Below are 23,528 nucleotides of genomic sequence, written 5' to 3' on the forward strand. Positions count from 1 at the left end.
CCATGGCCATGCCTCTCCCCACTCCCACCACCCCCCCCCCCCCCCCCCACCACCCCCCCCCCCCCCCCCCCACCCCACCCCACCACCCCCACCACCCCCACCACCACCACCACCCCCACCACCACCACCCCATGGCAGGCAGCACCATGCTGTGAGCTGCTGGCTGACGACAGTGTGACCCCACCCGCCTGCAATGGCTTGCGGCCGGCATCGCCGCGGCAGCGGCATTCCGGCATGATCGGGCCACTCGCCGACAGCCAGCCCCCCTTCTACATTCCGACGACGAGAAAACCAACTGCTTCCACCGAGAGGCCCGCCCGTTGGCCCGCCATCGCACCGGCTGCGCCATGGCGCGCGGCCCGCCGTGCGTCCGCTCGACGGTCGCCAGTCAGCCGCCCCCATCGACTTTGAAGACCGCGCCGCTCTCGGCCGCCAGACGGCCGGAAGCGATGCGCGTCTTCACCCCCTACGCCGCGCGCCCACGCGCCGGTGAACCCTGGAGCTTTGCCCGATGGCATCGCCACGCGCGCCACCCTGACCGGCGCCGGCTTCTCCCCGTAAGCCCCCGTCATCCGGTGCCCAGCGTCCGCCCTTGCCGGTGGCCGCGCTGCACCCGTCTTGTCCCCACCGTTGCGCCCCCGCGCGGCGGTCAACGCCGGAGCCTTGCCTTGTATCCGCGCGCCCCGCCCTGAAACGGACGGCCCCGCCGAGGCCGCCCCGCTAGGACCGCAATCATCGCCAATGCCCCATGCCGGCTCCTTGCCGTGCCCCACGGCGGACGTGGGCGATGCGTGTCCGGAGGGTATCAAAAATCAGGATTAAAATCCGCTGTTCCTTGCAGCCACGGACACGTGCGCCCGCAGGGAGCCCGATTGCCGCCGGCCGGCCACCGCGCCGCCGGGAAGGTCCCTCATCGTCCTCGCCGGATCGCTTCTGACCACCCCCGCAACCCCCGCGGCCAAGCCGCAAGCCGCCTTCCGCGACTCGTTGGCCGGTTCCGCTGCGCCGTTCTGGCCTGCCCGGCGCTGAAGCCGCGCGACAAGCTGGTCGCCGTAGTGATGCTGGAGCGCGTCAACCGCCAGATGTTCGAGGTGCTGGGCCTGCTGCTCATGCTGAACTCGGCGACGCGCGCGGCCGTGGCGGTTGTCGCCGATGTGGAAGGTGCACGCCGCCGCGCGCCATCGCCGCCGAGATACTGCTGGGCGGCCGGGCCAGCGACCGACCGCCTTCGTCGTCGCTGAAGGCCAGGTCACCACCTGCTGGCGACCACTCACGCCCATCCATTGCCGCATGAGGCGATGTCACACGGAGTTGCCAAGGTGATGCTGCACCTCCCATTGCTGAACTGGTTCTTCATCGCCCACTTGTTGTGGCCACAGCGGCACATAAGCCCATACCTGCTGTGTGCCAGCCTGAGGACCAGAGTGCTCAGCACCAGCCTGCACCACTGTGCTGCTGTGAGGATCGAGGGTCATGCCACGACCAATCACCTCATCCAGGTTCAGCATGGTGATGATGGTTGGGGATGGAGGTCTGGGCACACCGTGGCATATTGGAGGGCTCAACCCCAGCACACCTCCCAATTGTATGTTGCCATGCTGCTTTAGGTGAGGCCATGCATCAGCGTCTGATCAACTGCTGTGTGACTCAGTCCAGCCAGCACCACCCCTGCATGCTCCACTGCCGAGGCCTTGTATCAGAGGAGGGCGAGTCATGCCCTGTCATGGCAACCCACCCCCTGGCCTTGCCCAGGAAGGGACTCCGCCAACGCCGCCATGCCAGGATTGTGCCACTGTTGTGTCACACCGATGTCAGGTGGCTCATTGCTCATCGCTGTCCACTGCTGTGCTGCCTGCCACGATGGTTCATTGCTGCCATCTGGAATTGTTGAACCGAGTGTGCTGTTCATCAGCGCGCACTGATTGGCTGCGCCACGTTGCCACCAGACGATAACTGAAAAGATTGGCGAGTGAGTTCACTCATACAAGAGGCTGGACCAGACTTTCCCCAGCTGTACTGATTTGTTTGAGTGAAGATACCAATTGAATACGGCCCACTGCCGCCATGTCGTTGATCCTTGATGTTGCGTTGTTTGAATCTGTTGAGTCATTCAGACGAGATCGCCAATTCTGTCATCAATCTGGCGTTAATCTGATCAAGGTCATCTTTGAGCGGTTGCGGGGCTGGCTGATCCGTGTCGCCGATTTGCTTCAGGATATTGTTGCGGACGCTGAGATCATTTTCCAGAGGTTCCATGTGTTCTGAATTCGATACTTTCTTGATCAGCGATACCGATCAGCTCCTCTGGCTCAGTTCGGAAGTGGAGTTTCTTCGCAAGAGGGGATTATCATTGATGTCGAGCGACTTATCGATATCAATGGAATTGTCGAAATCGTTATCGTCGTGCAATTCGCTCACACCCGTTCTCCCTAGTCGAGGTGGGTGTATGGTCGCTTCAATCTGCGATGTGATCAGGAGCTGCACTCACGCTTCCTACGGGTTTAGGAGAGGCGTCATTAGGTACGAGCTGCTGAGTGATGATGGGCGGGCTGGTCTTCGCCTTGCTCGGCACCGCCATGCTGGGCGGCTTCGGGTGGGAGCTGGGGCGCTGCGCCGCCCGCTGGCTGCTGGGGCGGCGGGCGGACGCGACGATCCTGCTGCCGGGCCTGCGCCGGGAGCGGCAGCGATCCGATGCGGAGTGACGCCGCTGGTCCGGTCAGGCGGCGCGGGGCGATGCTGCGCTGGATTTCCTCGCCATGGTCGGCGGCGGTGACGTACAGGTCATGCGCCATCTGAAGGTTCAGCCAGATTCTGCGGCGCCGAAATAGCGCGCCAGCCGCAGGCGGTGTCGGCGGTGATGCCGCGCCGTTCGTTGACGATTGCCCCGATGCGGGGTCGCCGGCACGCGCAGAGCCAGGGCCAGAGCATGGGCCGAAGAGATCGAGCGGGACGAGGAACTCTTCGCGCAGAACCGCGCCGGGGTGGGTCTTGATCCGCATGGCGCCCTCCTTGGCGTTGGCCGGTCAGTGGTAGTCGACGATTTCGACCTCGTGCGCGCCGCCATCGTGCCAGACGGGGCGAAGACGATGCGCCATTGGTCGTTGATCCGAATGCTGTGCTGTCCGGCGCGGTCGCCCTTCAGCGCCTCCAGCCGGTTCCCCGGCGGGGATCGCAGGCTAACCATCACCGCGCCGAATTGCTGCGTCGCCGACTGGATGCGGGTGGCCTACGAGCTGGAACTGCTGCGGCGTTCGATGTCGAGGCTGTGGACATCACCGTCGCCGTTCCGTCGGTCGGCGCCGTTTCGGCCTTCCCGCTGATCGAGGGGAGGGCCTGAGCCATGCCCGTCCAGCCCGGCACCCTGTCCCGCCGCCGGCCCGACCGGCAGTTCCGCCTGGATTCTGGGCGATCCGCCCCGCACCGCGCGCCACCGGCCGGTGCAGCCCCAGCGCGAGGACGACGCCCCCTGTCGCGCCGTCCAGGCCCTGCGCGCCGCCTGCCATCGGGTCTATCGCTGCGCGGCGCGCTGCGCCGGGTGGACGAGCGCCTGTTGACCACAGCGGACCTGATCCGGCCGTAATGCCATATGGTAACCTATTGTTTAAGAATCATCTTCCTGCGTCAGTGCCAATCCTCTTCGTTCTGGACACAGCTGAATTAACCAGGGCAAAATATAGTGCTTCGGTTGAATACCGGGGTATCGCATCTTGCTGGAACCATGCCAGCGGCGCGAGTTTGCGTTAGCAGAAACGTTGCATTTGCTTGATGTTACTATGTGGGTGCTATCGTTTTATCAATGTAAAAATAGAGATGGTTGCTTAAGGAGCAAAATAAGAATGTCGATTAAATTAACATGTGGCGAGAAGAGGTTCGATTGGGCCAAAGTTTCTATTTCTGCTGCTGAAGCGGCCGTTCAAGCCGTAGCGCTTGGAAAATTTGGATTGGGAAATCCGATACCATCATTCTTCAAGACTATTGAAGCGCTCAAAGGTGACGATGACGTTTCTCGCCGGTCTATGAAACTAGTGATGGAAACATTAGCATATGCTTTTTCAAAATCACTGGCACGATGTGATCTCAGAAATAAAGCATCAGTGGAAGAAATAGATTATTTAATTAAGTCATTTTTAGTATAGATACAGTTTAATTTGTGATCAAGAAGATATATATATCGATCTTGCCGATTTTGATAATCCTAACAACTTCACCATATTTTCTGATGCAGCAGGAAGGATATATGAGGAAATTAAAGTATTTTCTCCTTCTATATCTATGGAAAATATCAAAGCAATATTTCGAGAAGAAGTCTCTATTGGGCTTTCTCGGAGAAGGGCGCGTGATAATGGTTACTACTCTCATGTATTTGATGCGTTGAAAGGGTCATTCGCGCAAAATAACTCTAGGCATCGTGCTTGGTCAGAATATAGAGAAAAGATTATAAAAAGATTTGATGATCATATCTTATTTGCGCAAGATGAAGATTGCGGGGTTACTACTTGGGCAAGTTTATCAGCCTTTGAGAGCGTGGTGGGTTGATGAAAAAATAACTGATCGACAGGAAAAGAATATACAGAAATTTTCTGTAGATGAGAACGACGATAGCATTCCAATCCAGATTGGAATGCTTGAAGATATTGTTATGGAATGGCTAGAAAAAAATGATCGATCTGATCGAATAAAGCTGGTTTCTGGTGGACCCGGTTCTGGCAAATCTTCATTTGCAAGAAAAATTGCTGCTACTCTTTCCCTGGCTCCTCGATGGAGAGTTCTTGTTGTTCCTCTTCAAAGGCTTAAAGGTGGAGGTTCTATCGATTTGAGAATAGAGGAATATTTTAGGTCGTATCTTGATGAACCGTTTGATGCAGATACAACGCCACTTAGTTCGTTAGGTCGTGATAACCATCAAGATTGGATTATCATTTTTGATGGCCTGGACGAGCTAGCCAAAGAAGGGGCTGGTTCAGAAACAGCTGCGCAAGAATTTGCTTCTGCCTTGATCCACTGGAAGTCGCGTATAGGCGACTCAGCCTCTGTGAGGTTTATTGTACTGGGAGAGCGCCTTCCATGCAGGAGGCTAGTAAAAGACTTTCTCTGCATGGAAACAGAACTCTTCATGTGGCAGATATGCGTCCGTTTAAACAACAACCTTATCGTTTGAGAGATAGAGAAGTTATAGACGTTCATAATGTGGCCGATCTCGACCAAAGAAAAGAATTCTGGCTTCGTTATGCAATTGCTGCAAAACAGGATTTGGATGTTCCTGCTGCGATGACAGAGGAGTCCCTTAGTGACCTACAAAAGAGCCTTTACTCGCATACCTCCTCATCATCTGGCTACGTGGGTAGCCAATGGGAGGAAGCAGCAAACAATAGAAATCACATTTATGAATCAATATTTGGAAAATTTGGGAGCGCGAAAGAATTAAAGAAGACTGGAGAAGCTTAAACGAAATGGGTAGGGAAACATTTGATACACTGATGCAATCTCTCGGAATTGCTGCATGGAGAGGCGGCGGGCGTACCGGGGATGAGGCAACGTTTGTGAGTATGAGAGATGTATTTATGAACACCCGATTTACTGAAAGGCTAAAAATTGTGGGGCTGCGGATTCGATAATGTTGCCATTCTATTTTCGACACTCGCAAGGATGAGGAATTAAACCGTGGATATGAATTTCTCCACAAAAGCTTTGGCGAATATCTGACCGCGTGCGGTCTACTTGATGCATTCATGCGCTGGGGTCAACAGGTTGCTGACCCTTATAGTGATTTTGATCATAGAATGTTTCTATCAAAATGGGTTCGGCTTACCGCAGCTGCGCCAATAACAGTCCAAATCGTCGCCTTTCTAATCAATCAAGCAGAGATCATTGTTGAAAGGAAACGAGATGGGGCTGATTATGAGATGGGCAGGAAGTGGGTTGGTATCGCAGCATCGCTAATAAACTATTCCTTAGAAAAGGGAATAGATTATTACGACGAAGCGGGAAGCTGGCGCAATGCAGAAATTGGGCATCGTAATGCAGAGATAGCATTATGGGCAGTTATGAACGCATTCAGCAAAATTGCTTATCCGACTTATTTGTTTAACGCCGATATTTCTGAAGGAGGATGGAAATCCGGTCCTATTAAGATTGATTATATAAGTAGCAATCCATTAGCTTTTGATAAAATTGCGAGAAATTTCACCGGAGATCTTGTGCATGAACTTCAATTCAGTAATTCAAATCGCGATTATGTTTCAATATATAACAATTTCTTCGTCAGATTTTTGGAAAGAGTCAATTTTGATCATTTGCAGATTATATCTGGTTCTTATGTAAACTTCTTTGCTGAGGGTGCTTCTTTTCGAGTGGCGCTCATAGCAGGAGCCAGCTTCTTCGTTCAGAATATGTCGCTTTGCGACTTTACGGGAGCTTCGATTGAGAACACGAAGTTTGCGTATGGAGAGCTTAACAGAACAAATTTTGAGGAAGCAATTTTTGAAACAACCAAATGTATGCTACGACGGCAGATAAATGTTCTTTCAAAAAAACTAGGATTGTTAATTGCGCTCTCCGAAGGGTAGAGGGAGAAATCGTATTCAAATCTTCAATGTTGCGTCATTGTGATATTACTGGAACTGTAAAGACATCCATTTACGTCGATGAATCTGACTTGTACAGAATTATTATGAATGGTAGTAATATAATGTATGTGAAGATCTCAAAATCTTTTGCAGATGATAAATCTAGGAAGAAAATATTTCAACTATTCAAAAAAAATGGTTGGGAGTACGTCGAAGAAATGTTATTTTCAGATGAAAAGAACTTCATAGAGAGAAACGCTGAAGAGGAAATTGAATTCTAAACGCTCGATATATCTAGGTCTATCGTTTTAAAGGAGGTGGTTTTGATAGGTATCATTGATATGAAGAGAAATTATTATAATTATCGAGGTGTCATTGCTAACGCTATTCGCTATTCTGTAAGATTTTGATCGCTTCTCTAAAAGATCCGATAAATGGTTGACGCGCCATCCCAACGGAGCGACTTTTCCTCCCGGAGCCTCAGAACCTCCACTTGGCAGCCGGCCACCCGCGCGTTTTCGCGACGTGGCCCTTTTCATGCCGGGACTTTGTCCGTAGCATGCCCCTTCGCCGGGGGTCGGATAATACAACACCCGTAAGGGGAATAGTCCGGCCTGTCCAAGTCAGGTTCTGAACCCCCGGCACCAGGGCGGTCCTCAGAAGCCTTCCTGTCGCCGGCAACGCCGACTTGGAGGGCTTCGCCATGGAAAGCATGGGCGACAACGGGCAGATCTTGCCCGCCTTATCACCGACCGACATCGACATCGCCATCAACGGCGAGCCACGCATTCTGGATTCTGCGCTTGGCCGAGGCGTTGGGCTTCGGAAGACCTCGCGATATCCGCCAACTGATCGAGCGGCACCGCGATGCGCTGGAAAGGCTTGGCGGAATTTGCGGCACCGTACCGCAAATTCGCGGACGGGGCCGCCCCGCCACCGAGTTCTGGCTGACGAAGAAGCAGGCCGTCTATCTCTGCACCAAGGCCGAGACCGAACGCGCCATCACCGTCACCATCCAGATCGTCGAGCTGTTCGACGCCGTGACCGGCGGGGCCGCGCATCCCGCCCTGGCGCCGGTCCTCACCCGTGCCGATCTCGACGCCATCGACCGCCGCGCCCGCCGGATCGGGCAGGAGGAGGAGCAACGGGCGCGCTCCGCCCTGACCGACCGGGCGCTCGACCGTCTGCGCCGGGGCGAGCGGATCGACATCGCCTCGCTGTCCGCCGCCCGGCCGTATGAGCCCGCCGCTCTGCCGCCGCCGCCCGCCCGGACGCGCGAGGAGAGCATGGACCTCGCGCTTGCCCATCTGCGCGCCCTGCCGCCCGAGCTGCGGCAGGAGGGCTTCCGCCTGATGCACGCCATCAAGGCCCACAGCGACGCCCTGAAGGCGCTGAAGGCCGCGACCGAGGCGATCAACTCCCCGCTCGACACCATCGCCGAAATCCTGGAACGCGAGGCGACCCTCATCCGCCAGACCATCGCCGCCCAGGCGGGCCGGGCCGGGCAGGGGGACCGGCCATGAGGACGATCCTGGTGGTCCAGGGGAAGGGCGGCGGTCCGAAGACCGCCACCGTCCGCAATCTGGCCGTCGCGGCCGCCGTCGCCGGCCGGCGGGTGGGCACGCTCGACACCGACCCGCAAGGCTCGCTGACCCACTGGCACGGCCTGCGCCCGGCCGACGCTGCCCCGATCCTCCACGAACAGCGCCCGCTGGGCGCGGTGACGGAGCGGCCGACTCCGCCGGGCCTCGACCTGCTGGTGATCGACACCCCGACCGCGGTGGAGAATTTTCCCCAGGCGACCGCCCTGCTGTTCGACTGCGCGGATTCGGTGCTGGTGCCCGTCCGCCCCGGCCCGGAGGATCTGGTCAGCATGCAGGCCATGCTGCCCTACCTGCGCGCCCGGCGCCGGCCGATGCGTCTGCTGCTGAGCCAGGTCGTCCCGCGCCTGCGCGAGACCGCCGACGCCCGCGCCATCGTCTCCGCCATGGGGGCGGTGGCGCCGGTGGAGATCCCGCAGCTTCAGGAGGTGCCGCGCAGCTTCATCGCCGGGCTGGGCACCGCGGAGATCCCCGGCACCCGCACCGGCCCGCTGTTCCGCGACCTCTGGCTCCACCTGTCCGCCGCGATGGAGGGCTGATCCCATGTCCCGATCCGGTTCCGGGCCAACGCCCAAGCCCAGGCCGCCCGCCCGCCGCAGCCTGGGCGACGCCCGCCTGTCGATGCTGGCCACCCCGCGCCCGCTGACCACGCGGGCCGAGTTCGCCGCCGACATCCGCCGCGAATGGTCGAACGCTCTGGAGGCGACCATCGCCGTCGGCCGCCGCCTGAACGAGGCCAAGGCGGCTCTGCCCCACGGCGAGTACGAGGCGATGGTGGCGACCGACCTTCCGTTCAGCACCTCCACCGCCCGCAAGCTGCGCGAGATCGCCGCCTTCGTCGACGAGGGGCAGGTGCCGCTGGACCGTCTGCCGGAAGCGATGAGCACGCTCTACGCCATCGCAACCCTGCCGGACGACACCCGCCAGCAGGCCCTGGACGCCGGCACGATCCACCCGGCGGTGACACGAGGCGAGGTGGAGGCGCTGAAGGTGCCGGCGGTGACGCCGGCGCCGTCCCGGCCGGTGGAGAAGGGGACCGCTCCGGTCCCAGCGCCGCCGCGCGAGTTCTACGCTTCGCGGCGGCGCTGTCGCTGCCGTGGAGCACGGACCCGGACGATCCAGGCGCCATCACAGTCGAGCTGGACGGCGTGCGCCGCTACCTGCTGGTGATGGTGGCGCCGGATCCCGCGGCGGCCGACGTGGTCCGGCATGTGGTGGAGTTGCATAACGCTGACTTGGAGCGCCATGGCTGAACGCTTGGCATCCAATGATTATGGGCAATGACTGAACCGTGGCTCTCGCCGGCACCGCCCCACCCGGAGAGCGGTGGTCCGGCTTGGGGCCTGTGCATGCTCTCCCGGAAACCGGTGCCGGCATCAAGCTTTACCAAATACTGGTACGGTGAAACTCACCCCGGACACGGTCAACTCAAATGAGGGAGTGAGGCAAGGTCATCGCCTCAGGGAAAGTTCTCGATTTTTCCAACTTCATTGCCGCTTTTATCACGGATGATATAATAATCTCCGGAGTAAGGTTTTTCGATTTTTCCGGTTTCACTGCCATATTTATCGCGGATGATATAGTATTCACCGGAGATTGGTGTGTCAATTTTCCCGGTTTCGTTGCCATAATAGTCTCTGATGATGTAATAATCGCCGGAAATTGGTCTGTCTATTTTCCCAATTACGTTGCGGTCGTTATCGCGGATAATAAATTCGGCGCCGTAGATGGGTTTCTCGATGGTTGCGGTTTTGGAGCCGTCTTTGCCGCGGATGGTGCACCCACCGCTGCATGCATTTTCACTGACCGTCTCGGCCACTGCCGGGACGGCGGTCCAAACCAGCAGACCGATAAGCATTGAAGCGAAAGTTGAACGCATCTCCACACCTCCCGTCTTACGACCGCACATGCGGCTTCCTGATGAACATGGCGGCAGGGCGATTTAATCCGACAAGTGCCAGCACCCCCTGGACGCCGGTACAATCCATTTGGCGGTGACGACGGGCGAGATAGAGGCGCTTAAGGTGCCGGCAACACCTCGTGAGAAAGCAAACTAGGGAGAATGAAAAGTTTCGCGAGCGGCTTAAACGGGCGTGTTTGCACGTGCCGGTTATGAGTGAGAAAGCCATTCCCTTATGGCGCACACCGGTTGACAATTAGATAACCTTTGAGCAAAGAAGCATGCTCAATATGCTACTGGAAACCAACGTATTATGAATAAGAACAACTCCATTGCTGCGCAGGCTGTCGCCGCGATTGCAATAGCTACCGTCTTAGCGGGATGCGCTCAAAGCGCATCCATACCGCCCTCGCGTAAAGTTGACGATGTCGAGCAGGCTCTAATTGACCGCTTCACCGCAGCATCTCACAGAGAGGCGGTGGAATATCCACTTGTTCGGGCAGCGGTCATTGTCGATGGTGGAACTCGGGATGGGCTTGATCGCGCGATGGTGGAACCGTTTGAATCCGGCCGGCTGTTCGACCTTCACGCATTGGCGCAAACTGGTGCCAAGGTGCAGCAGGTTTTCGTGGTGCCTTTACGGAGTGTGTCGCCTTGTGCTGCCTACCCCGCAATGAGTGGTGGGATGGAAATCTGCCGCAAAGCAAGCGGCAATGTTACGGTGCGCGGCCGGATCGACCCCACCGAAACTTGGGAAGCAGATCTCGTTATTCCGCCTTATCTTGTGAAAGAATTATCTGTCAGGAATATTGGCCCCGTTCTCCGTGATAGGATTGCAATCGTTTCGCAGCTTTTGGTGCAGCCAGAGAGCCATTAAGTATTTTTTTCGATGATGCGGGGCAGGCTAGAACTGCCTGCCCCTAAAAATTATGGGATGATCATTGTATTATTCCTATCCAATCACATGGTGTATATTTAAGTAATTATTGGCGGTGTGCGATGTTGTTTTCATGCTGAAACCACCGGCACTTCGTCCATCTTCGTGGTGTAGCTGGGCGAACGTTGGTCCTGACGAATGTGCCAAGAGCGGCCGATGGTGGCTGCCGGCACCAGGGTGTTCCGTCCCATCCTGGTGTTGACCGCATCGAGCGCGGCCATCAGCTTCGCGCCACGCTGCCGATCCGCGACCTGCAGCAGGTCGGGCTGCACTTTTCCTCCGGGATCAGGCCGGTCAGGATCACGCCGGCCTTGCTCATGTCGTAGCCGTCACGCCAGATCCGGCGGGCGCCGGCGGTTGCCGCAGCAATCAGCTGGAAAGTGTCACTGCTCGCCGGCTGCACCTCCACGGTCACCGCATTGCTGTAGCTTGGACCGGGGCGGAATGGCGAGGTGTGGCAGAACACCTGGACGGCTTCGGTCGCGAGTTTTTCCGCGCGAAGCTTCTCCGCCGCCCTGGTGGCGTAGGTCGCCACGGCCTCACGCATCTCTTCCCACCCCGTCACCGGCTGACCGAATGAGCGCGTCACCGCGATGGTCTTGCGTGGGCTGGGCGCCAGATCGAGCGGCATGCAGGCAATCCCGCGCAGCTCGTAGACCAGCCTTTCGCCGGTCACCGTCAGCACTTGGCGGGCGAGCCGAGGGTCGAGGTCGCGCAAGTCGGCGGCGGTATGCACCGACAACCGCTCCAGCTTTTCGGCCGATCGCCGGCCAACCCCCCAGACTTCCGAGACCGGCACCCGCGCGAGGATCTCTTCCCGATCGTCTGAGCTGGTCAGGTCGCAGACGCCACTGTCATCGCGCAGGACCTTTTTGGCTGCGAAGTTCGCCAGCTTCGCCAACGTCTTGGAAGGGGCGATCCCGACACAGGTCGGAATGCCGGTCCAGCGCCGCACCGTCCGGCGGATATCGGCAGCATAGGCGGCCAGGGAGCCCGTCATTCCGGTCAGATCGAGAAACGACTCGTCGATCGAATAGACCTCCAGAGCCGGAGCAAGGCCCCGCAGGCAATCGGTCACGCGTGCGCTGAGATCCCCATAGAGGGCATAGTTGCTGGACAGGATCCGGACATTGTGGCGGCGGACGAGGTCGCGCACCTCGAACAGAGGTTGGCCCATGGTGACGCCCAGCGCCTTCAACTCGGCCGACCGGGCGACGAAGCAGCCGTCGTTGTTCGACAGCACGCCGACCGGCACGCCCTCCAGCCGCGGGTTGAAGACCCGTTCGCAGCTCACATAGAAATTGTTGCAGTCCACCAGGGCGAAGGTGCTGGCCATCGTCAGCCACGGTGGATCCGGATGGTCGCGCTGACGACGCCCCAGACCTCGAAGTCGCGGCGATCGGTGACATCGATGACCTGATATGCGCGATCGTCCGTCTCGGGTGCGAGATAGTATCGCCCACGGCGGACCAGCAGGCGCTTGCACACCAGCTCACCATCCAGCACGGCAACCACAACGTCGTCATGCCGGGCCGTCAGGCTTCGGTCGACGATCGCCAAATCCCCATCGTGGATGCCGGCGCGCGTCATGCTGTGGCCCGAGATGCGCAAGGTGAAGGTGGCGCTGGGGTGCGGCACCAGCACCTCCGCAAGGTCGATGCGGCCTTCGACATAGTCGGCGGCCGGGCTGGGGAAGCCTGCCGAGATCACGGCATCGTATGAGGCAATTGGGCACGAACGCATGTAGACCAATTGCGGCTCGCACATGGCTTCCTCCTTGTTGCTGACACTGGCCGTCAGGATGGCGCTGCATAAGAACTTTTCAAGAACATTGATCGGTTGACAGCGGTTCCACGAGGCAGTGATGGGGAAAAGCAACAAAAAACCCTGTCCGCGCAATTTGTCGCAAGGAATTGGTAATCCTTTTGGGCAAACAATCCTAACGACCCTGGCGGATGTGTGCCGTCAGGCGGTCGCCGGAGGTTTGAATGCCCGTCCCTGTCACGCCGTTGCTGCCGGCCCTGTTGGACTTCCTGGCGCTATCCGGGGCGGCCGACTTGCCGGCGGCGGATGATGCATGCAGCCGCTCGGAGCGGCTTCTCGTTGCCGGTGAGATCGCTGATGCCGATGACCTCTTCGCAAAAGCACGCTATCTGCAGGCCTGTGGCCGAATTGATCCCAGCCTGATCCCCCAGGAAGCATTGGACACGCTGGTGGTGGGCATTATCCGGCTGTTTGGGCAAAGCCTTTCCAGCTCGGACTTGCCCATCCGGGCGGCGGCCTGACCATGGCCGTCGCCTATGCCCATTCGGTGCAGGATCGGCGCCGTCCTCTCGACCTGGAGGAATTGGTGGTGTGGGCCTGCCGGGACCAGCAGGCGTTGCGCGACGGCAGCACCCTACATGTGGTCGAGGCCGCCGCCCAGTTCGGCATCCGCAACCAGCGCCGCCATCTGAGCGGCTCCGATTACCCGGGTGCCTGGGGTGTCGACAGCTGTGCCCGGCTGGCCGCCATCGGCGCCGTCGGCACCCGGTTGGATGGCGGCGGCCCGACGCGCGGCATCGCCCCACGGATCCCACCCGATGCCGAAGCCGTGGCCACCGCCATCGAGGCATTGCCCATGGGCAAGCGGCGCCTTGTCCGATCCCATGGAAAGGCCGGAACGCGGCCGGATTGGCTGTCACTGAGCCAGCCGCTGGTGGCGTGCCGGCAGCCGTCCGACCGGCCAGGCCGATACCGCCACGTGATCGAAGAGGAGTGGCAGCCGACCCCGCTTCGCTCAGAGCTGGCCGCGCGCTATCTGGCACGGGGACAATCCTTGTTCGACGCCCACGGTCGCCGCCGGATCCCGGCAGAGGAACAGGACTTCCAGTTCCGCCCCGACGATCAGGGCGGAAGGGAGCTGCTGGTGCGTTGGTGCGCGCTGGAACCTGAGCACAGCGACGCGGAGATCATCGAGGCCAACTGCGATTATGCGGAATGGCACGATGGCATGACAGCGCTGTTGCGGTCGCTTCAAGGCCGGTATCTGCGGAACCACACCATCACCGGCTTCGCTGCTCCATCTCGTCCATGGGATATTTATCCTTGAAATAGGATCAATATCTTGACAGAGTGACCGGGACGAATTGCGTGTGAACGAAGGCCCGCCCGGCATCTGCCGCGGCGGGCCTTCTCATTCTTGGACCGGAGACGGGCCATGTGAGGCATCCGTGGGCGCACTGACCGTGAAGCAGTTGGACACCGTGGCCCAGTCCGGCATGGCTGCGGCGCTGCCGCTGGACCAGTTGCAGGAGCGGCTGCTGGATGCCTTTTTGTCCGGCCGCAAGGCCAATACGGTGGCAGCCTACCGCCGGGATCTGGAAGACTTCCGGGTCTTCGTCGCCGGCAACCCCGAACTGGCGCCCTATGCCGGCACCGTCGACCGGGCAACGCGCGAGTTGCTTGCGCTTTCTGCCGGTCAGGCCAATGCCCTGGTGCTGAGCTACCGTGCCGATCTGCAGGACCGGCAGCTGGCGCCTGCCACCATCAACCGGCGGCTGGCCGCGCTCCGTTCGCTGATCAAGCTGGGGAAGACGCTCGGCTTGGTCGGCTGGGAACTGGAAATCGAGAACGTCGACGCCGCCGCCTACCGCGATACCCGCGGGCCGGGGCGGGACGGCGTCAAGGCGATGCTCTCCCAGGTCCAGGAGCGCAGCGACGGCAAGGGGGTGCGCGACACCGCCATTGTACGCCTGCTGCATGATACCGCGCTGCGCCGCGGCGAGGTGGTCTCGCTGGACCTGGAGCATTACGATCCGGCAGCCGCGACGCTGGCCATCCTCGGCAAGGGGCGCCTCCAGAGGGAGATGATCACCCTGCCAGACGCCACCAAGGCAGCGCTGGAGGAGTGGATCCGGATGCGCGGCCGTCATCCCGGGCCGCTCTTCTTCCGGCTAGACAATGCCGGATCTGGCGAAGGCCGGCTGACCGGCGCCGCGGTGTACCAGATCGTGCAGCGGCTTGGGGATGACGTCGGAATCCAGACACGGCCGCATGGTCTGCGCCATGCGGCCATCACCAGCGCACTGGACGCGACCAACGGCAATCTGCGGGCCGCACAGTCCTTTGCGCGGCACCGCGATCCACGGGTCACCATGCGCTACGACGATAATCGGGCCGACCTGGCCGGACAGACCGCACGGCTTGTCGCCGAAGAGTGACGGTGCCGTGCGGTCCTTCGGAATGGAAAGCTGAGTTTGCGAAAAGGCCCATTATCGCAAGCTTGGACGTTACACGGTCGGCCATTGGGCGTTACACGCGCCGCCGGCGCATCACGAAAAACATCAAGGAATACAACGATGTCGCACTCTGATGCGCAGCCGGAAGCCATTGCGGTCGGTGTAACGCCGGAGGCCGTGCGCCCGGATTATTACGAGGATCGCCAAGGCCGGATGATCCCTGCGCGGAAGGTGCGGGCGAGCGACCTCCTGGAGGACCAATTCGTGCGCGGCCTGATGGAAAAGGCCGATGCGCTGTCGGCGCAAATGCGTGCCTTCAAGGCGGCCGTGTTTGGCGACGTGGACACCTTCGTTGCGCTGCTCCATGAAAAATACGAAGTGAAAGTCGGCGGAAAACGCGGAAACATGACTTTCACCAGCTACGACGGCCGCCTGCAAATAAAGGTGCAGGTGACTGACCACATGCGGTTCGGTCCTGAACTGCAAGTCGCGAAATCTCTGATCGATGAATGCATCAGGGAATGGGCGACCGAGACCAACGACAACATCCGCGTGCTGGTCGAGCACGCGTTCCGCACGGACAAAGAGGGAAAGGTCTCGCGCGAAAGCGTTTTCGCGCTGCGCCGCGTCGAGATCGCCGATCCGAGATGGGAACGCGCGATGAAGGCCATCGCGGATTCCGTGATGATCGAAAGCACATCACGGTACGTGCGTTTCTACCGCCGTGATTCCCAGGAAGCGGCGTGGCAACCCGTGAGCCATGACCTCGCAAATCTGTGAGCGCACCAGCATGAAACAGAATACGACTGCGGCCACATCGGTGACGATCGGCGCGGCAACGCTGCTGCTGGGCGACTGCATCGAGCGGATGCGGGAGCTGCCCGACAGCTCGGTCAGCCTGGTGTTGACCGACGTGCCCTATTCCAGCGGCGCCACGCGTGAAGCCGGCCGCACCGCCTACGGCAAGACCATGACGCGGTCGACCAAGGGCGACACAGACCGGTGGTTCGGCTCCGACAGCCTGAGCACGCGGGGTTTCCTCCATCTGCTGCGCAGCTGCGCCATGGAGTGGCAGCGGGTGCTGAAGCCAGGCGGGCATGTGCTTGCCTTCATCGACTGGCGCATGGGCGATCATCTGGCCGATGCCATCGATGGGGGCGAGGCCGCGCTGTTCCTGTCCGGCCATGCGGCTGACGCCATGGAAAGCGCCGACCTGAAGCGGGTGGGGCTGCTGGTGTGGGACAAGACCTATTTCGGCATGGGCACCCACTTCCGGCACCAGCACGAACTGATCCACCACTTCACCAAGGGCAAGGGCAGCGAGCCGTTGCGCCGGAACGTCGCCAACGTGCTGCGCCATGCGCCGGTGCGGTTTGGCGCCCATCCGACGGAGAAGCCGGTGGAGCTGCTGGCCGAGCTGATCGGCACCGTCTGCCCGGCGGGCGAGACGGTGCTCGACCCGTTCTTCGGCAGCGCGTCGGCCGGCCATGCCGCTCTGACCACGGGCCGGCGCTTCATCGGCGTCGAGCGCGACCGCCGCTATTTCGAGACTGGCTGGCAGAGGCTGGCCAATCTCACCGAGGAGTTGGCAGCATGACCATGCATGTGGACGACATCATGCACGGCCTCACCAGCCGCGCCGCCACCGATGGCGTCATCGTCACCATCGGCGGCACCATGAACTGGTGGCTCGATGCCCTGCATGGGCCGGCGCAGGAGCTGGCCTTCTGGGGCACGGTGGCGCTGGTGGTCGGGCGCCTGGTGCTGCTGGCACTCGACTTCCGGGATCGGCTCTGGCCGCGTTCCAAGCCGTCCAAAGTGTTCACGCGTGAACACTTTGGCGACGACGCCAGCCCCAAGCCGTAACGCCATGCTCGCCCTCGATGTCCGCGCCGACCTGAAGCCGCTGCAGTCGACGCTGACCGGGCTGGCCAAGGACCAGAATCCCCTTCGCCACCGCCCGTGCCCTGACCGCGGTGGCGAAGAAGGTCCAGGCGGCCGAGAAGGAGGCCCTGACGGAGGTGTTCGACCGGCCAACCCTGTTCACCCAGCGCGCCGTCGGCGTCAAGGCGGCCCGGAAGGCGGACCTGACGGCCATCATCTTCGTCAAGGACATCGCGGCGAAGTACCTGGAACCCTTCGAGCTGGGCGGACAACATCACCTTCCGCCCAGCAAGCGGGGCGGGACGCTGTTCAATCCGAAGAACGTCCAGCTCAACCAGTACGGCAACCTGCCCAAGGGCAAGCTCCGTCGGCTGGCCGCCCGATCGGACACCTTCGTCGGCACCGTCGCCTTCAAGAGCGGCCAGAGCATCAGCGGCATCTGGCAGCGTCCCCCGCGGGATTACCGGCGGGCGGACCCGAAGGCCGGCTATCGGCGGGAGCACGGGACCAAGGGCCGGATCGGCAAGGTGGACGGCGTGAAGACCGGGCTGAAGCTGCTGGTGCGGTTCGGCGACGCGCTGCCCGTCCAGCAGCGCCTCGGCTATCGGGAGCGGGCGAAGGACGTGGTGCAGGCCTCCCTGCGCAGTGAGTTCGAGAAGGCCATGGGCGAGGCGCTGGCGACCGCCAAGGGGTGACCGGGCCGGGAGGGGTACCCCCCCCCTCAATGGGTCCTTCCTGGGGGGATCGGCAAACGCGGGCATTGCGCACCGCGGGCTCTGCCACTCATTGGGCAAAAAAAACGCGTTACACGGTCCGTTACACGCTCCCGGACGGAGGGAAAAGCGGAGCGAAACCAATGGCGTCACCGACGAAGCGTGTAACGGCCGGCAAGGCCGGCGTTACACCGCCGCGTTACACGGCCGGTCCGACGGTCGGCAAGAAGGAGCTGGTCGAGGCGCTGGGCTGGACCCGGCCGAAGTTGGACCGGCGTCTGGAGTCCGACGCCGGCTTTCCGGTGGTCACCCGCGGCACCAAGGCCGGCGGGTGGGAGTTCGACCTCGCGGCGGTCCGGGCCTATCTGGATCCGGAGGCGGCGCCTCCTCCTCCGCCCCGGCCGGCACCGCGCAGGCCGGCGGCACCTCCGCCGCCGGTGTTCGACCTGGAGGACGAAGAGGATCCGCCGGCGCCGCGGCGCCGACAGGGGCCGGCCCAGCATGCCGGCGAGGCCACGGCCAAGCAGCGCAAGGACGCCGCCCAGGCGGCGATGATCGAAGACAAGCTCCGCCTCAGCCGCTCCGAGCTGGTGGAGGCGGAGGAGATGCGCACGGTGCTGGCCACCATGCTGTCCCACCTGTCCAAGGGGATCGACGGCATCCCGGTCCTGATGATCAAGCGGCTGGGGCTGGACGAGGACGCGATGCCGGTGCTGCGCGAGATCGTGGACGATCTGCGCAGCCAGATGGTGCTCGATCTGCGGAAGGCGATGCGGGATGCAGGAACCTGAATTTGCATCGGGGTGGCTGCTGGCCGAGGAGGCCCTGGCCGCCCTGCTGCCGCCGGAGCGCCGGACGGTGGCCGAGTTCGCGGAGATGAAACGCGTGCTGGCCAACGAGGGCGGCGGCTACGTCGGCAAGTGGCGCAACGACCAGGTGCCCTACGTCGTGGAGCCGATGGAGTGCCTGACCTCGCTGGATCACCTGACCGTCGCCGTCATCGGCCCCGGCCAGTCGGCGAAAACCACGATCGCGGAGAACTGGCTGCTGCATGCCGTCGCGTCGGATCCGGCCAACCTGCTCTGGTACATGCAGACCGACCAGGCGGTGGAGGCCTACGTCAAGTCGCGCATCAACCCGATGATCGAGGCGCATGAGGACATGGAATCCCGCCTCGGCACCCGGTCGGTGGACGACAGCCTGCACTTCAAGAATTTCCGCACCATGCGGGCGGAGTTCCTGCCGGCGACCAAGCGCAACCTGATCAACAAGTCGGCGCCGCGCATCGTCGCCGACGAGATCGACGCCTATGGGGAGATGGGCGACGTCAAGGCACTCTTCGACGTCCGGCGCCAGACCTTCGGCCGGCAGTCGATGATCCTGGCCGTGAGCCACCCCGACAAGGCCAAGGGCATGAACCCCGCCCGCGATTGGACCGCGGGGATCATGGCCATGTACGCCGACAGCGACCGGCGGGTCTGGTACTGGCGATGCCCGCACTGCGGCGCCTTCTCGTCGCCGGCGCCGATCGCCGCCCGCGTGATGGTGTTGGACTATCCGGAGGAGGGCACGCTGGACGAGGTGGAGGCCAATGCCCGGCTGCTGTGTCCGGTGAACCAGTGCCGCATCGAGGACGGCGAGCGCCGCGGCATGCTGGGCACCGGCCGCTGGATCGGCGACGGCCAGACCATCGCGGAGGACGGCACCGTCACCGGCGAGCGGGTCCGCCGCGCCACCGCCGGCTTCTGGATCACCGGCACGATGTCTCCCTTCGTGCTGGGTGGCATCGGCGCCCTGGCCCGGGCCAAAGCGAAGGCCGAACGGGAAATGGAGATGACCGGCGAGGACGAGACGCTGCGCCAGGTCATCGTGAAGCAGTTCGGCATCCCCTACGCCCCGCCCCGCACGGTCGGGCTGCTGCTGGGGACCGACATCGCGGAACGGGCATCCGTCCAGTTGCACCTCGGCTCGGTTCCCGAAGGGGTGCGCTTCATCACCGCCTTCTGGGACGTCCAGATCGCGCATTTCGACGTGCTGTTCCGCGGCTGGGGGGTGAAGGGCGAAAGCTGGGTGATCGACCGCTTCCGGGTGGCCGGCGATCCGGCGACCAGCCCGGAGGATTGGGAGCAGCTGGTGGAGAAGGTGCTGCTGAAGACCTATCCGCTGGCCGACGGCTCCGGCCGGCACATGGGCCTGCGCGCCGCCGGCTTCAACTCCGGCGGCCAGCCCGGCGTCAGCCAGCAGGCCTACGATGCCTGGACCCGCTGGCGGAAGCGCCAGCTGGTGAAGCTGTTCGGCAAGATCGGCGGCCGCGACGTCTATTCGGTCATTCCGACCAAGGGCGCTTCCGGCCTGATGGCGCCGCGGCTGAGCGTGACCTATCCGGACACCTCGGCCCAGGCCGGGAAGAAGTTCGGCTCCAACGGCACCGTGCCGGTCGGCGTCTTCAACCCGAACACCTTCAAGGACGATCTGAACGGCCAGCTGCAGCGGGTTGAGGACGGCCCCTGGTCGATCCATTTCCCGGTCGCTCTGCGGGCCAAGGCGCCGCCGCACCCGTGGTTCGAGCAGCTGGTGGCCGAGCACCGGCTGCCCAACGGCCGCTGGGAGAAGACCAGCGCGTCGGTCCGCAACGAGGCCCTGGACACCATGGTCGGCAACCACGTCGTGGCCCACCTCCACGGGCTGAACCGCATCAATTGGGAGCGGCCGCCGTCCTGGGCGGCGCCGTGGGATGAAAATTCCCTCGTCGTCACCCCCGAACAGGTGAAGGAGGCGGAGGCCGCAGCGGTGATTTCGACCCTGGCCACCGTCATTTCCGCCGTTGCCGGCCCCCCGCAACCGACGCCGCCCCGGCGCACCCTGTCCAGCCGCCTGGCCTGAAGGAACCGACATGACCGATATTTCCAGCGGCATCCTGGCCGGGATGACCGTGCCGCAGCTGCGCGCCGCGCTTGCCGCCGCGCAGCAGGCCTTCATCGACCTGTCGACCGGCCAGAAGGCGGTGTCCGTCGCCTACACCCAAGGCAACGGCTCCCGCTCGATCACCTATCTGCAGACCGACCTGCCGAAGATCACGGCGCTGATCCAGACCATCCAGCGCCAGCTCGGCATCGGCTCCACCCGCCGCGCCGTCGGCTTCCTGTTCCGGTAGGGCACCATGAACGCAATCGTCCTCTATGGGCCGGACGGCGTCACCCCGCTGCCGGCATCGCCCCGCCGCGCCTCGATGCTGGCCGGCGGCGGCTCCACCCCCTACGATGCGGCCGACACCCAGGGCCAGCATCTGGCGGCGTGGCAGCCCTATCTCGGCTCGGCCGACAGCGACCTCACCCCGTACCGCGACCGCATCGTCAGCCGTGTGCGCGACCTGGTGCGCAACGACGGCTGGGCATCGGGCGCCGTCACCCGCATCCTGGACAACGCCGTCGGCGCCAGCTTCCGGCCGATCGCCAAGCCCGATTACCGGGCGCTCGCCCTGATGACCGGCAACAGCGGATTCGACGCACGCTGGGCGGACGAGTTCGGACGCGCGGTGGAAGCGGGCTGGCGCCTGTGGGCCGACGATCCCGGCCGCTACTGCGATGCCCAGCGCCAACGCACCATGTCGCAGATCTTCCGGATCGCCTTCCGGCACAAGCTGGTCGACGGCGATGCCCTGGCCGCGCTGCCCTGGATGCCGGAGCGGGTGGGGCGGGGCCGGGCGAAATACTGCACCGTGGTGCAGCTGATCGATCCCGACCGGCTGTCCAACCCGCAGATGCAGTTCGACCAGCGCCACATGCGCGGCGGCGTCGAGATCGACCGGCATGGGGCGGCGCTCGCCTACCACATCCGCAAGGCCCACCAGAACGACTGGTATGCCGGCGGCGACAGCGTCACCTGGGACCGCGTTCCGCGCGAAACCGCCTGGGGCCGGCCGCTGATCGTCCACGACTTCGACGCCGATCGCGGCGAACAGCACCGCGGCGGCGCCGGCGTGCTGACCCCGGTGCTGCAGCGGCTGAAGATGCTGATCAAGTACGACGGCACCGAGCTGGACGCGGCGATCGTCAACGCGATCTTCGGCGCCTACATCACCAGCCCGCACGATCCGGCGGTGGTGCAGGACGCACTCGGCACCGGCGACGGTGTCGGGGCCTACCAGGATGCGCGTGCCGACTATCACCAGTCGCGCCGCACCATGCTGGGCGGGGTGCGGATGCCCATCCTGTTCCCCGGCGAGGCCATCAACACGGTGGCGGCCGCCCGGCCGACCAGCAACTTCGCCGCCTTCGAGGGGGCGGTGCTGCGCAACGCGGCGGCCGGCATCGGCATCAGCGCGCAGCAGCTCTCCAACGACTGGTCGGACGTCAACTATTCCAGCGCCCGCGCCGCGCTGCTGGAGGCGTGGAAGACGCTGACCCGCCGGCGTGCCGACTTTGCCACCGGCTTCGCCTCGCCGGTCTACGCATCGTGGCTCGAGGAGGCGATGGAGGTCGACAGCCTGCCGATGCCGTCGGGTGTGGTGCCGGAGTTCATCGACGCCCGCGGCGCCTATGCCCGCTGCCGCTGGATGGGGCCGGGCCGGGGCTGGATCGACCCGGTGGCGGAGAAACAGGGGGCGGTCCTGGGCATGGACGCCGCGCTGTCCACCCTGGAGGAGGAGTGCGCGGAGAACACCGGCCAGGATTGGGAGGAGGTGCTCGACCAGCGCGCCCGCGAAATCCAGGCCTTCAAGGACCGTGGCATGGACCCGCCCAGCTGGGCGGCCATGAACATCCCCGCCAACCAGGCGGCGGCGCCGCCGAAGAAACCGGATGCCCAATGACGATTCGATTCCATCATCTGGCGCAGCGGCTGTTCAACACGCCGCTGGCCATCCGTCCGGAGAAGGCCGAGGTGATCATGGCCGCCTTGAGCGACCGCCTCGGCATCTCCCACCTGTTCCGCGCCAACGGCGACGCCATCGTCGTCGCTCCGGACGCCTTCTTCGACAGCGACGATGAGGACGAGCGTCCCCGCCGGTCGCGGGAGCGGGACCACGGCTATGACGTGATCGCCGGGGTGGCCGTCATCCACATCGAGGGGACGCTGGTCCACAAGCTGGGCACGCTCCGCCCCTATTCGGGCATGACCGGCTATGACGGCATCCGCACCGCCTTCCTGGGCGCGCTGCGCGATCCGGAGGTCCGCGCGATCGTCCTGCTGGTCGACAGCCCCGGCGGCGAGGTCTCCGGATGCTTCGACCTGGTCGACACCATCCATGGTGCCCGCGGCGACAAGCCGATCTGGTCGATCCTTTCCGAGGGCGCCTATTCGGCCGCCTATGCGCTCGCCTCGGCCGCCGACCGGGTGGTTGTGCCGCGCACCGGCGGCGCCGGCTCGATCGGCGTGATCTGGATGCACGTCGACTGGTCGACGGCCCTGACCAGCGCCGGCATCAAGGTGACCTTCGTCACCTATGGCGACTGCAAGGCCGATGGCCACCCCGAGATCCCGCTGTCCAAGGAGGCGCGGGCGCGCTTCCAGACCGACATCGACACCATGGGCGAGCTGTTCGTCGAGACGGTCGCCCGCAACCGAGGACTCCCGGCCGCCAAGGTCCGGGACACCCAAGCCGCGACCTTCCTGGGCGCCGATGCCGAACGGCTCGGGCTGGTGGACGCGGTGATGGCGCCCGACGCCGCCTTCCTGGCCCTGCTCGACCAGCTGGGCTGATTTCTCG

At 62.5% G+C, this 23,528-nt stretch carries 29 protein-coding genes and 1 pseudogene; 23 read left to right on the forward strand and 7 right to left on the reverse strand.

The annotated features are described in order from the left end of the window. Positions 1 to 1,058 precede the first annotated feature (1,058 nt). Positions 1,059 to 1,241 carry a hypothetical protein gene (locus ACWPN3_RS14285; protein ID WP_492261509.1) on the forward strand — a complete coding sequence of 61 codons (183 nt, stop codon included), beginning with the start codon at positions 1,059 to 1,061 and terminating at the stop codon, positions 1,239 to 1,241. Positions 1,242 to 1,301: 60 nt separating this feature from the next. Here the strand turns inward: ACWPN3_RS14285 and ACWPN3_RS14290 are convergent, their stop codons facing one another. Beyond that, positions 1,302 to 1,508: a hypothetical protein gene (locus ACWPN3_RS14290; RefSeq protein WP_492261510.1), complete on the reverse strand. Its 207-nt coding sequence runs from the start codon at positions 1,506 to 1,508 to the stop codon at positions 1,302 to 1,304. A gap of 598 nt (positions 1,509 to 2,106) precedes the next feature. Further along, positions 2,107 to 2,256: a hypothetical protein gene (locus tag ACWPN3_RS14295; RefSeq protein ID WP_492261511.1), complete on the reverse strand. Its 150-nt coding sequence runs from the start codon at positions 2,254 to 2,256 to the stop codon at positions 2,107 to 2,109. A 281-nt stretch (positions 2,257 to 2,537) separates the two neighbouring features. On the opposite strand from ACWPN3_RS14295, the gene ACWPN3_RS14300 reads away from it, so the two are divergent. Further along, positions 2,538 to 2,702 (forward strand): hypothetical protein, encoded by a 165-nt coding sequence (locus ACWPN3_RS14300; protein WP_492261512.1) that lies wholly within the window; start codon positions 2,538 to 2,540, stop codon positions 2,700 to 2,702. 321 nt (positions 2,703 to 3,023) lie between these two features. Here the strand turns inward: ACWPN3_RS14300 and ACWPN3_RS14305 are convergent. After that, positions 3,024 to 3,217: pseudogene (locus ACWPN3_RS14305) on the reverse strand (type II toxin-antitoxin system RelE/ParE family toxin). Positions 3,218 to 3,340: 123 nt separating this feature from the next. Between ACWPN3_RS14305 and ACWPN3_RS14310 the strand changes: the two are divergent. The 8 genes from ACWPN3_RS14310 (at position 3,341) to ACWPN3_RS14345 (ending at position 9,337) form a co-directional block, all read left to right on the forward strand. Next, a complete protein-coding gene (locus tag ACWPN3_RS14310) occupies positions 3,341 to 3,580 on the forward strand; it encodes a hypothetical protein (protein ID WP_492261513.1) in 240 nt (79 codons plus the stop codon). 256 nt (positions 3,581 to 3,836) lie between these two features. Beyond that, entirely contained in the window at positions 3,837 to 4,136 is a 300-nt protein-coding gene (locus ACWPN3_RS14315) for a hypothetical protein (RefSeq protein ID WP_492261514.1), read from the forward strand. 338 nt (positions 4,137 to 4,474) lie between these two features. Next, on the forward strand, positions 4,475 to 5,158 hold the full coding sequence (locus tag ACWPN3_RS14320) for an NACHT domain-containing protein (RefSeq protein ID WP_492261877.1): 684 nt from the start codon (positions 4,475 to 4,477) through the stop codon (positions 5,156 to 5,158). A gap of 29 nt (positions 5,159 to 5,187) precedes the next feature. Beyond that, the gene (locus ACWPN3_RS14325; protein WP_492261515.1) at positions 5,188 to 5,445 is read left to right on the forward strand and encodes a hypothetical protein; all 258 of its coding nucleotides are present in this window, start codon (positions 5,188 to 5,190) and stop codon (positions 5,443 to 5,445) included. A gap of 284 nt (positions 5,446 to 5,729) precedes the next feature. Continuing rightward, on the forward strand, positions 5,730 to 6,566 hold the full coding sequence (locus ACWPN3_RS14330; RefSeq protein WP_492261516.1) for a hypothetical protein: 837 nt from the start codon (positions 5,730 to 5,732) through the stop codon (positions 6,564 to 6,566). A gap of 803 nt (positions 6,567 to 7,369) precedes the next feature. Further along, positions 7,370 to 8,089: a hypothetical protein gene (locus ACWPN3_RS14335; RefSeq protein WP_492261517.1), complete on the forward strand. Its 720-nt coding sequence runs from the start codon at positions 7,370 to 7,372 to the stop codon at positions 8,087 to 8,089. Then, on the forward strand, positions 8,086 to 8,706 hold the full coding sequence (locus ACWPN3_RS14340) for a nucleotide-binding protein (RefSeq protein WP_492261518.1): 621 nt from the start codon (positions 8,086 to 8,088) through the stop codon (positions 8,704 to 8,706). The genes ACWPN3_RS14335 and ACWPN3_RS14340 overlap by 4 nt, the downstream gene beginning before the upstream one ends. 4 nt (positions 8,707 to 8,710) lie before the next feature. Beyond that, positions 8,711 to 9,337: a DUF3102 domain-containing protein gene (locus ACWPN3_RS14345; protein WP_492261519.1), complete on the forward strand. Its 627-nt coding sequence runs from the start codon at positions 8,711 to 8,713 to the stop codon at positions 9,335 to 9,337. Positions 9,338 to 9,626: 289 nt separating this feature from the next. Here ACWPN3_RS14345 and ACWPN3_RS14350 read toward each other — a convergent pair whose 3' ends face one another. Next, on the reverse strand, positions 9,627 to 10,046 hold the full coding sequence (locus ACWPN3_RS14350; RefSeq protein ID WP_492261520.1) for a hypothetical protein: 420 nt from the start codon (positions 10,044 to 10,046) through the stop codon (positions 9,627 to 9,629). Positions 10,047 to 10,380: 334 nt separating this feature from the next. Between ACWPN3_RS14350 and ACWPN3_RS14355 the strand changes: the two genes are divergently transcribed. Further along, a complete protein-coding gene (locus tag ACWPN3_RS14355) occupies positions 10,381 to 10,944 on the forward strand; it encodes a hypothetical protein (RefSeq protein WP_492240249.1) in 564 nt (187 codons plus the stop codon). A 131-nt stretch (positions 10,945 to 11,075) separates the two neighbouring features. Here the strand turns inward: ACWPN3_RS14355 and ACWPN3_RS14360 are convergent, their stop codons facing one another. Genes ACWPN3_RS14360 through ACWPN3_RS14370 form a run of 3 tightly spaced genes read right to left on the reverse strand, consistent with a single transcriptional unit; the run spans position 11,076 to position 12,882 of the window. Beyond that, on the reverse strand, positions 11,076 to 11,225 hold the full coding sequence (locus ACWPN3_RS14360; RefSeq protein WP_492261521.1) for a DUF4113 domain-containing protein: 150 nt from the start codon (positions 11,223 to 11,225) through the stop codon (positions 11,076 to 11,078). Further along, positions 11,225 to 12,340: a Y-family DNA polymerase gene (locus ACWPN3_RS14365; RefSeq protein WP_492261522.1), complete on the reverse strand. Its 1,116-nt coding sequence runs from the start codon at positions 12,338 to 12,340 to the stop codon at positions 11,225 to 11,227. Before ACWPN3_RS14365 ends, ACWPN3_RS14360 begins: the two co-directional genes overlap by 1 nt. Before the next feature lie 2 nt (positions 12,341 to 12,342). Further along, positions 12,343 to 12,882, reverse strand: a complete 540-nt coding sequence (locus ACWPN3_RS14370; RefSeq protein WP_492240251.1) for a LexA family protein — start codon at positions 12,880 to 12,882, stop codon at positions 12,343 to 12,345. 110 nt (positions 12,883 to 12,992) lie between these two features. On the opposite strand from ACWPN3_RS14370, the gene ACWPN3_RS14375 reads away from it, so the two are divergent. The 12 genes from ACWPN3_RS14375 to ACWPN3_RS14430 all read left to right on the forward strand — a co-directional run bounded on the left by ACWPN3_RS14375 (position 12,993) and on the right by ACWPN3_RS14430 (position 23,521). Beyond that, on the forward strand, positions 12,993 to 13,289 hold the full coding sequence (locus ACWPN3_RS14375; protein ID WP_492261523.1) for a hypothetical protein: 297 nt from the start codon (positions 12,993 to 12,995) through the stop codon (positions 13,287 to 13,289). Positions 13,290 to 13,291: 2 nt separating this feature from the next. Continuing rightward, on the forward strand, positions 13,292 to 14,095 hold the full coding sequence (locus tag ACWPN3_RS14380; RefSeq protein ID WP_492240253.1) for a hypothetical protein: 804 nt from the start codon (positions 13,292 to 13,294) through the stop codon (positions 14,093 to 14,095). Between the two features lie 121 nt (positions 14,096 to 14,216). Then, positions 14,217 to 15,206, forward strand: a complete 990-nt coding sequence (locus tag ACWPN3_RS14385; RefSeq protein ID WP_492240254.1) for a tyrosine-type recombinase/integrase — start codon at positions 14,217 to 14,219, stop codon at positions 15,204 to 15,206. A 138-nt stretch (positions 15,207 to 15,344) separates the two neighbouring features. Further along, positions 15,345 to 16,004, forward strand: a complete 660-nt coding sequence (locus tag ACWPN3_RS14390) for a DUF3164 family protein (RefSeq protein ID WP_109095447.1) — start codon at positions 15,345 to 15,347, stop codon at positions 16,002 to 16,004. Positions 16,005 to 16,014: 10 nt separating this feature from the next. Next, complete coding sequence (locus tag ACWPN3_RS14395) at positions 16,015 to 16,821, forward strand: DNA-methyltransferase (protein ID WP_492240255.1); 807 nt, start codon at positions 16,015 to 16,017, stop codon at positions 16,819 to 16,821. Further along, a complete protein-coding gene (locus ACWPN3_RS14400) occupies positions 16,818 to 17,090 on the forward strand; it encodes a hypothetical protein (protein ID WP_492240256.1) in 273 nt (90 codons plus the stop codon). The genes ACWPN3_RS14395 and ACWPN3_RS14400 overlap by 4 nt, the downstream gene beginning before the upstream one ends. Positions 17,091 to 17,200: 110 nt before the next feature. Then, entirely contained in the window at positions 17,201 to 17,803 is a 603-nt protein-coding gene (locus ACWPN3_RS14405; protein ID WP_492261524.1) for a hypothetical protein, read from the forward strand. Positions 17,804 to 17,964: 161 nt separating this feature from the next. Then, positions 17,965 to 18,612 (forward strand): DUF1441 family protein, encoded by a 648-nt coding sequence (locus ACWPN3_RS14410; RefSeq protein ID WP_492240258.1) that lies wholly within the window; start codon positions 17,965 to 17,967, stop codon positions 18,610 to 18,612. After that, entirely contained in the window at positions 18,599 to 20,704 is a 2,106-nt protein-coding gene (locus ACWPN3_RS14415; protein WP_492261525.1) for a terminase gpA endonuclease subunit, read from the forward strand. The genes ACWPN3_RS14410 and ACWPN3_RS14415 overlap by 14 nt, the downstream gene beginning before the upstream one ends. Before the next feature lie 10 nt (positions 20,705 to 20,714). Continuing rightward, positions 20,715 to 20,975: a gpW family head-tail joining protein gene (gene gpW, locus ACWPN3_RS14420; RefSeq protein ID WP_492240260.1), complete on the forward strand. Its 261-nt coding sequence runs from the start codon at positions 20,715 to 20,717 to the stop codon at positions 20,973 to 20,975. A 6-nt stretch (positions 20,976 to 20,981) separates the two neighbouring features. Next, positions 20,982 to 22,631, forward strand: coding sequence for a phage portal protein (locus ACWPN3_RS14425; RefSeq protein ID WP_492240261.1), 1,650 nt, complete (start codon positions 20,982 to 20,984; stop codon positions 22,629 to 22,631). After that, positions 22,628 to 23,521 carry a S49 family peptidase gene (locus ACWPN3_RS14430; RefSeq protein WP_492240262.1) on the forward strand — a complete coding sequence of 298 codons (894 nt, stop codon included), beginning with the start codon at positions 22,628 to 22,630 and terminating at the stop codon, positions 23,519 to 23,521. Before ACWPN3_RS14425 ends, ACWPN3_RS14430 begins: the two co-directional genes overlap by 4 nt. The last annotated feature ends 7 nt before the right edge of the window (positions 23,522 to 23,528 follow it).

The sequence above is a fragment of the Azospirillum sp. UENF 111221 genome, from assembly GCF_058780625.1.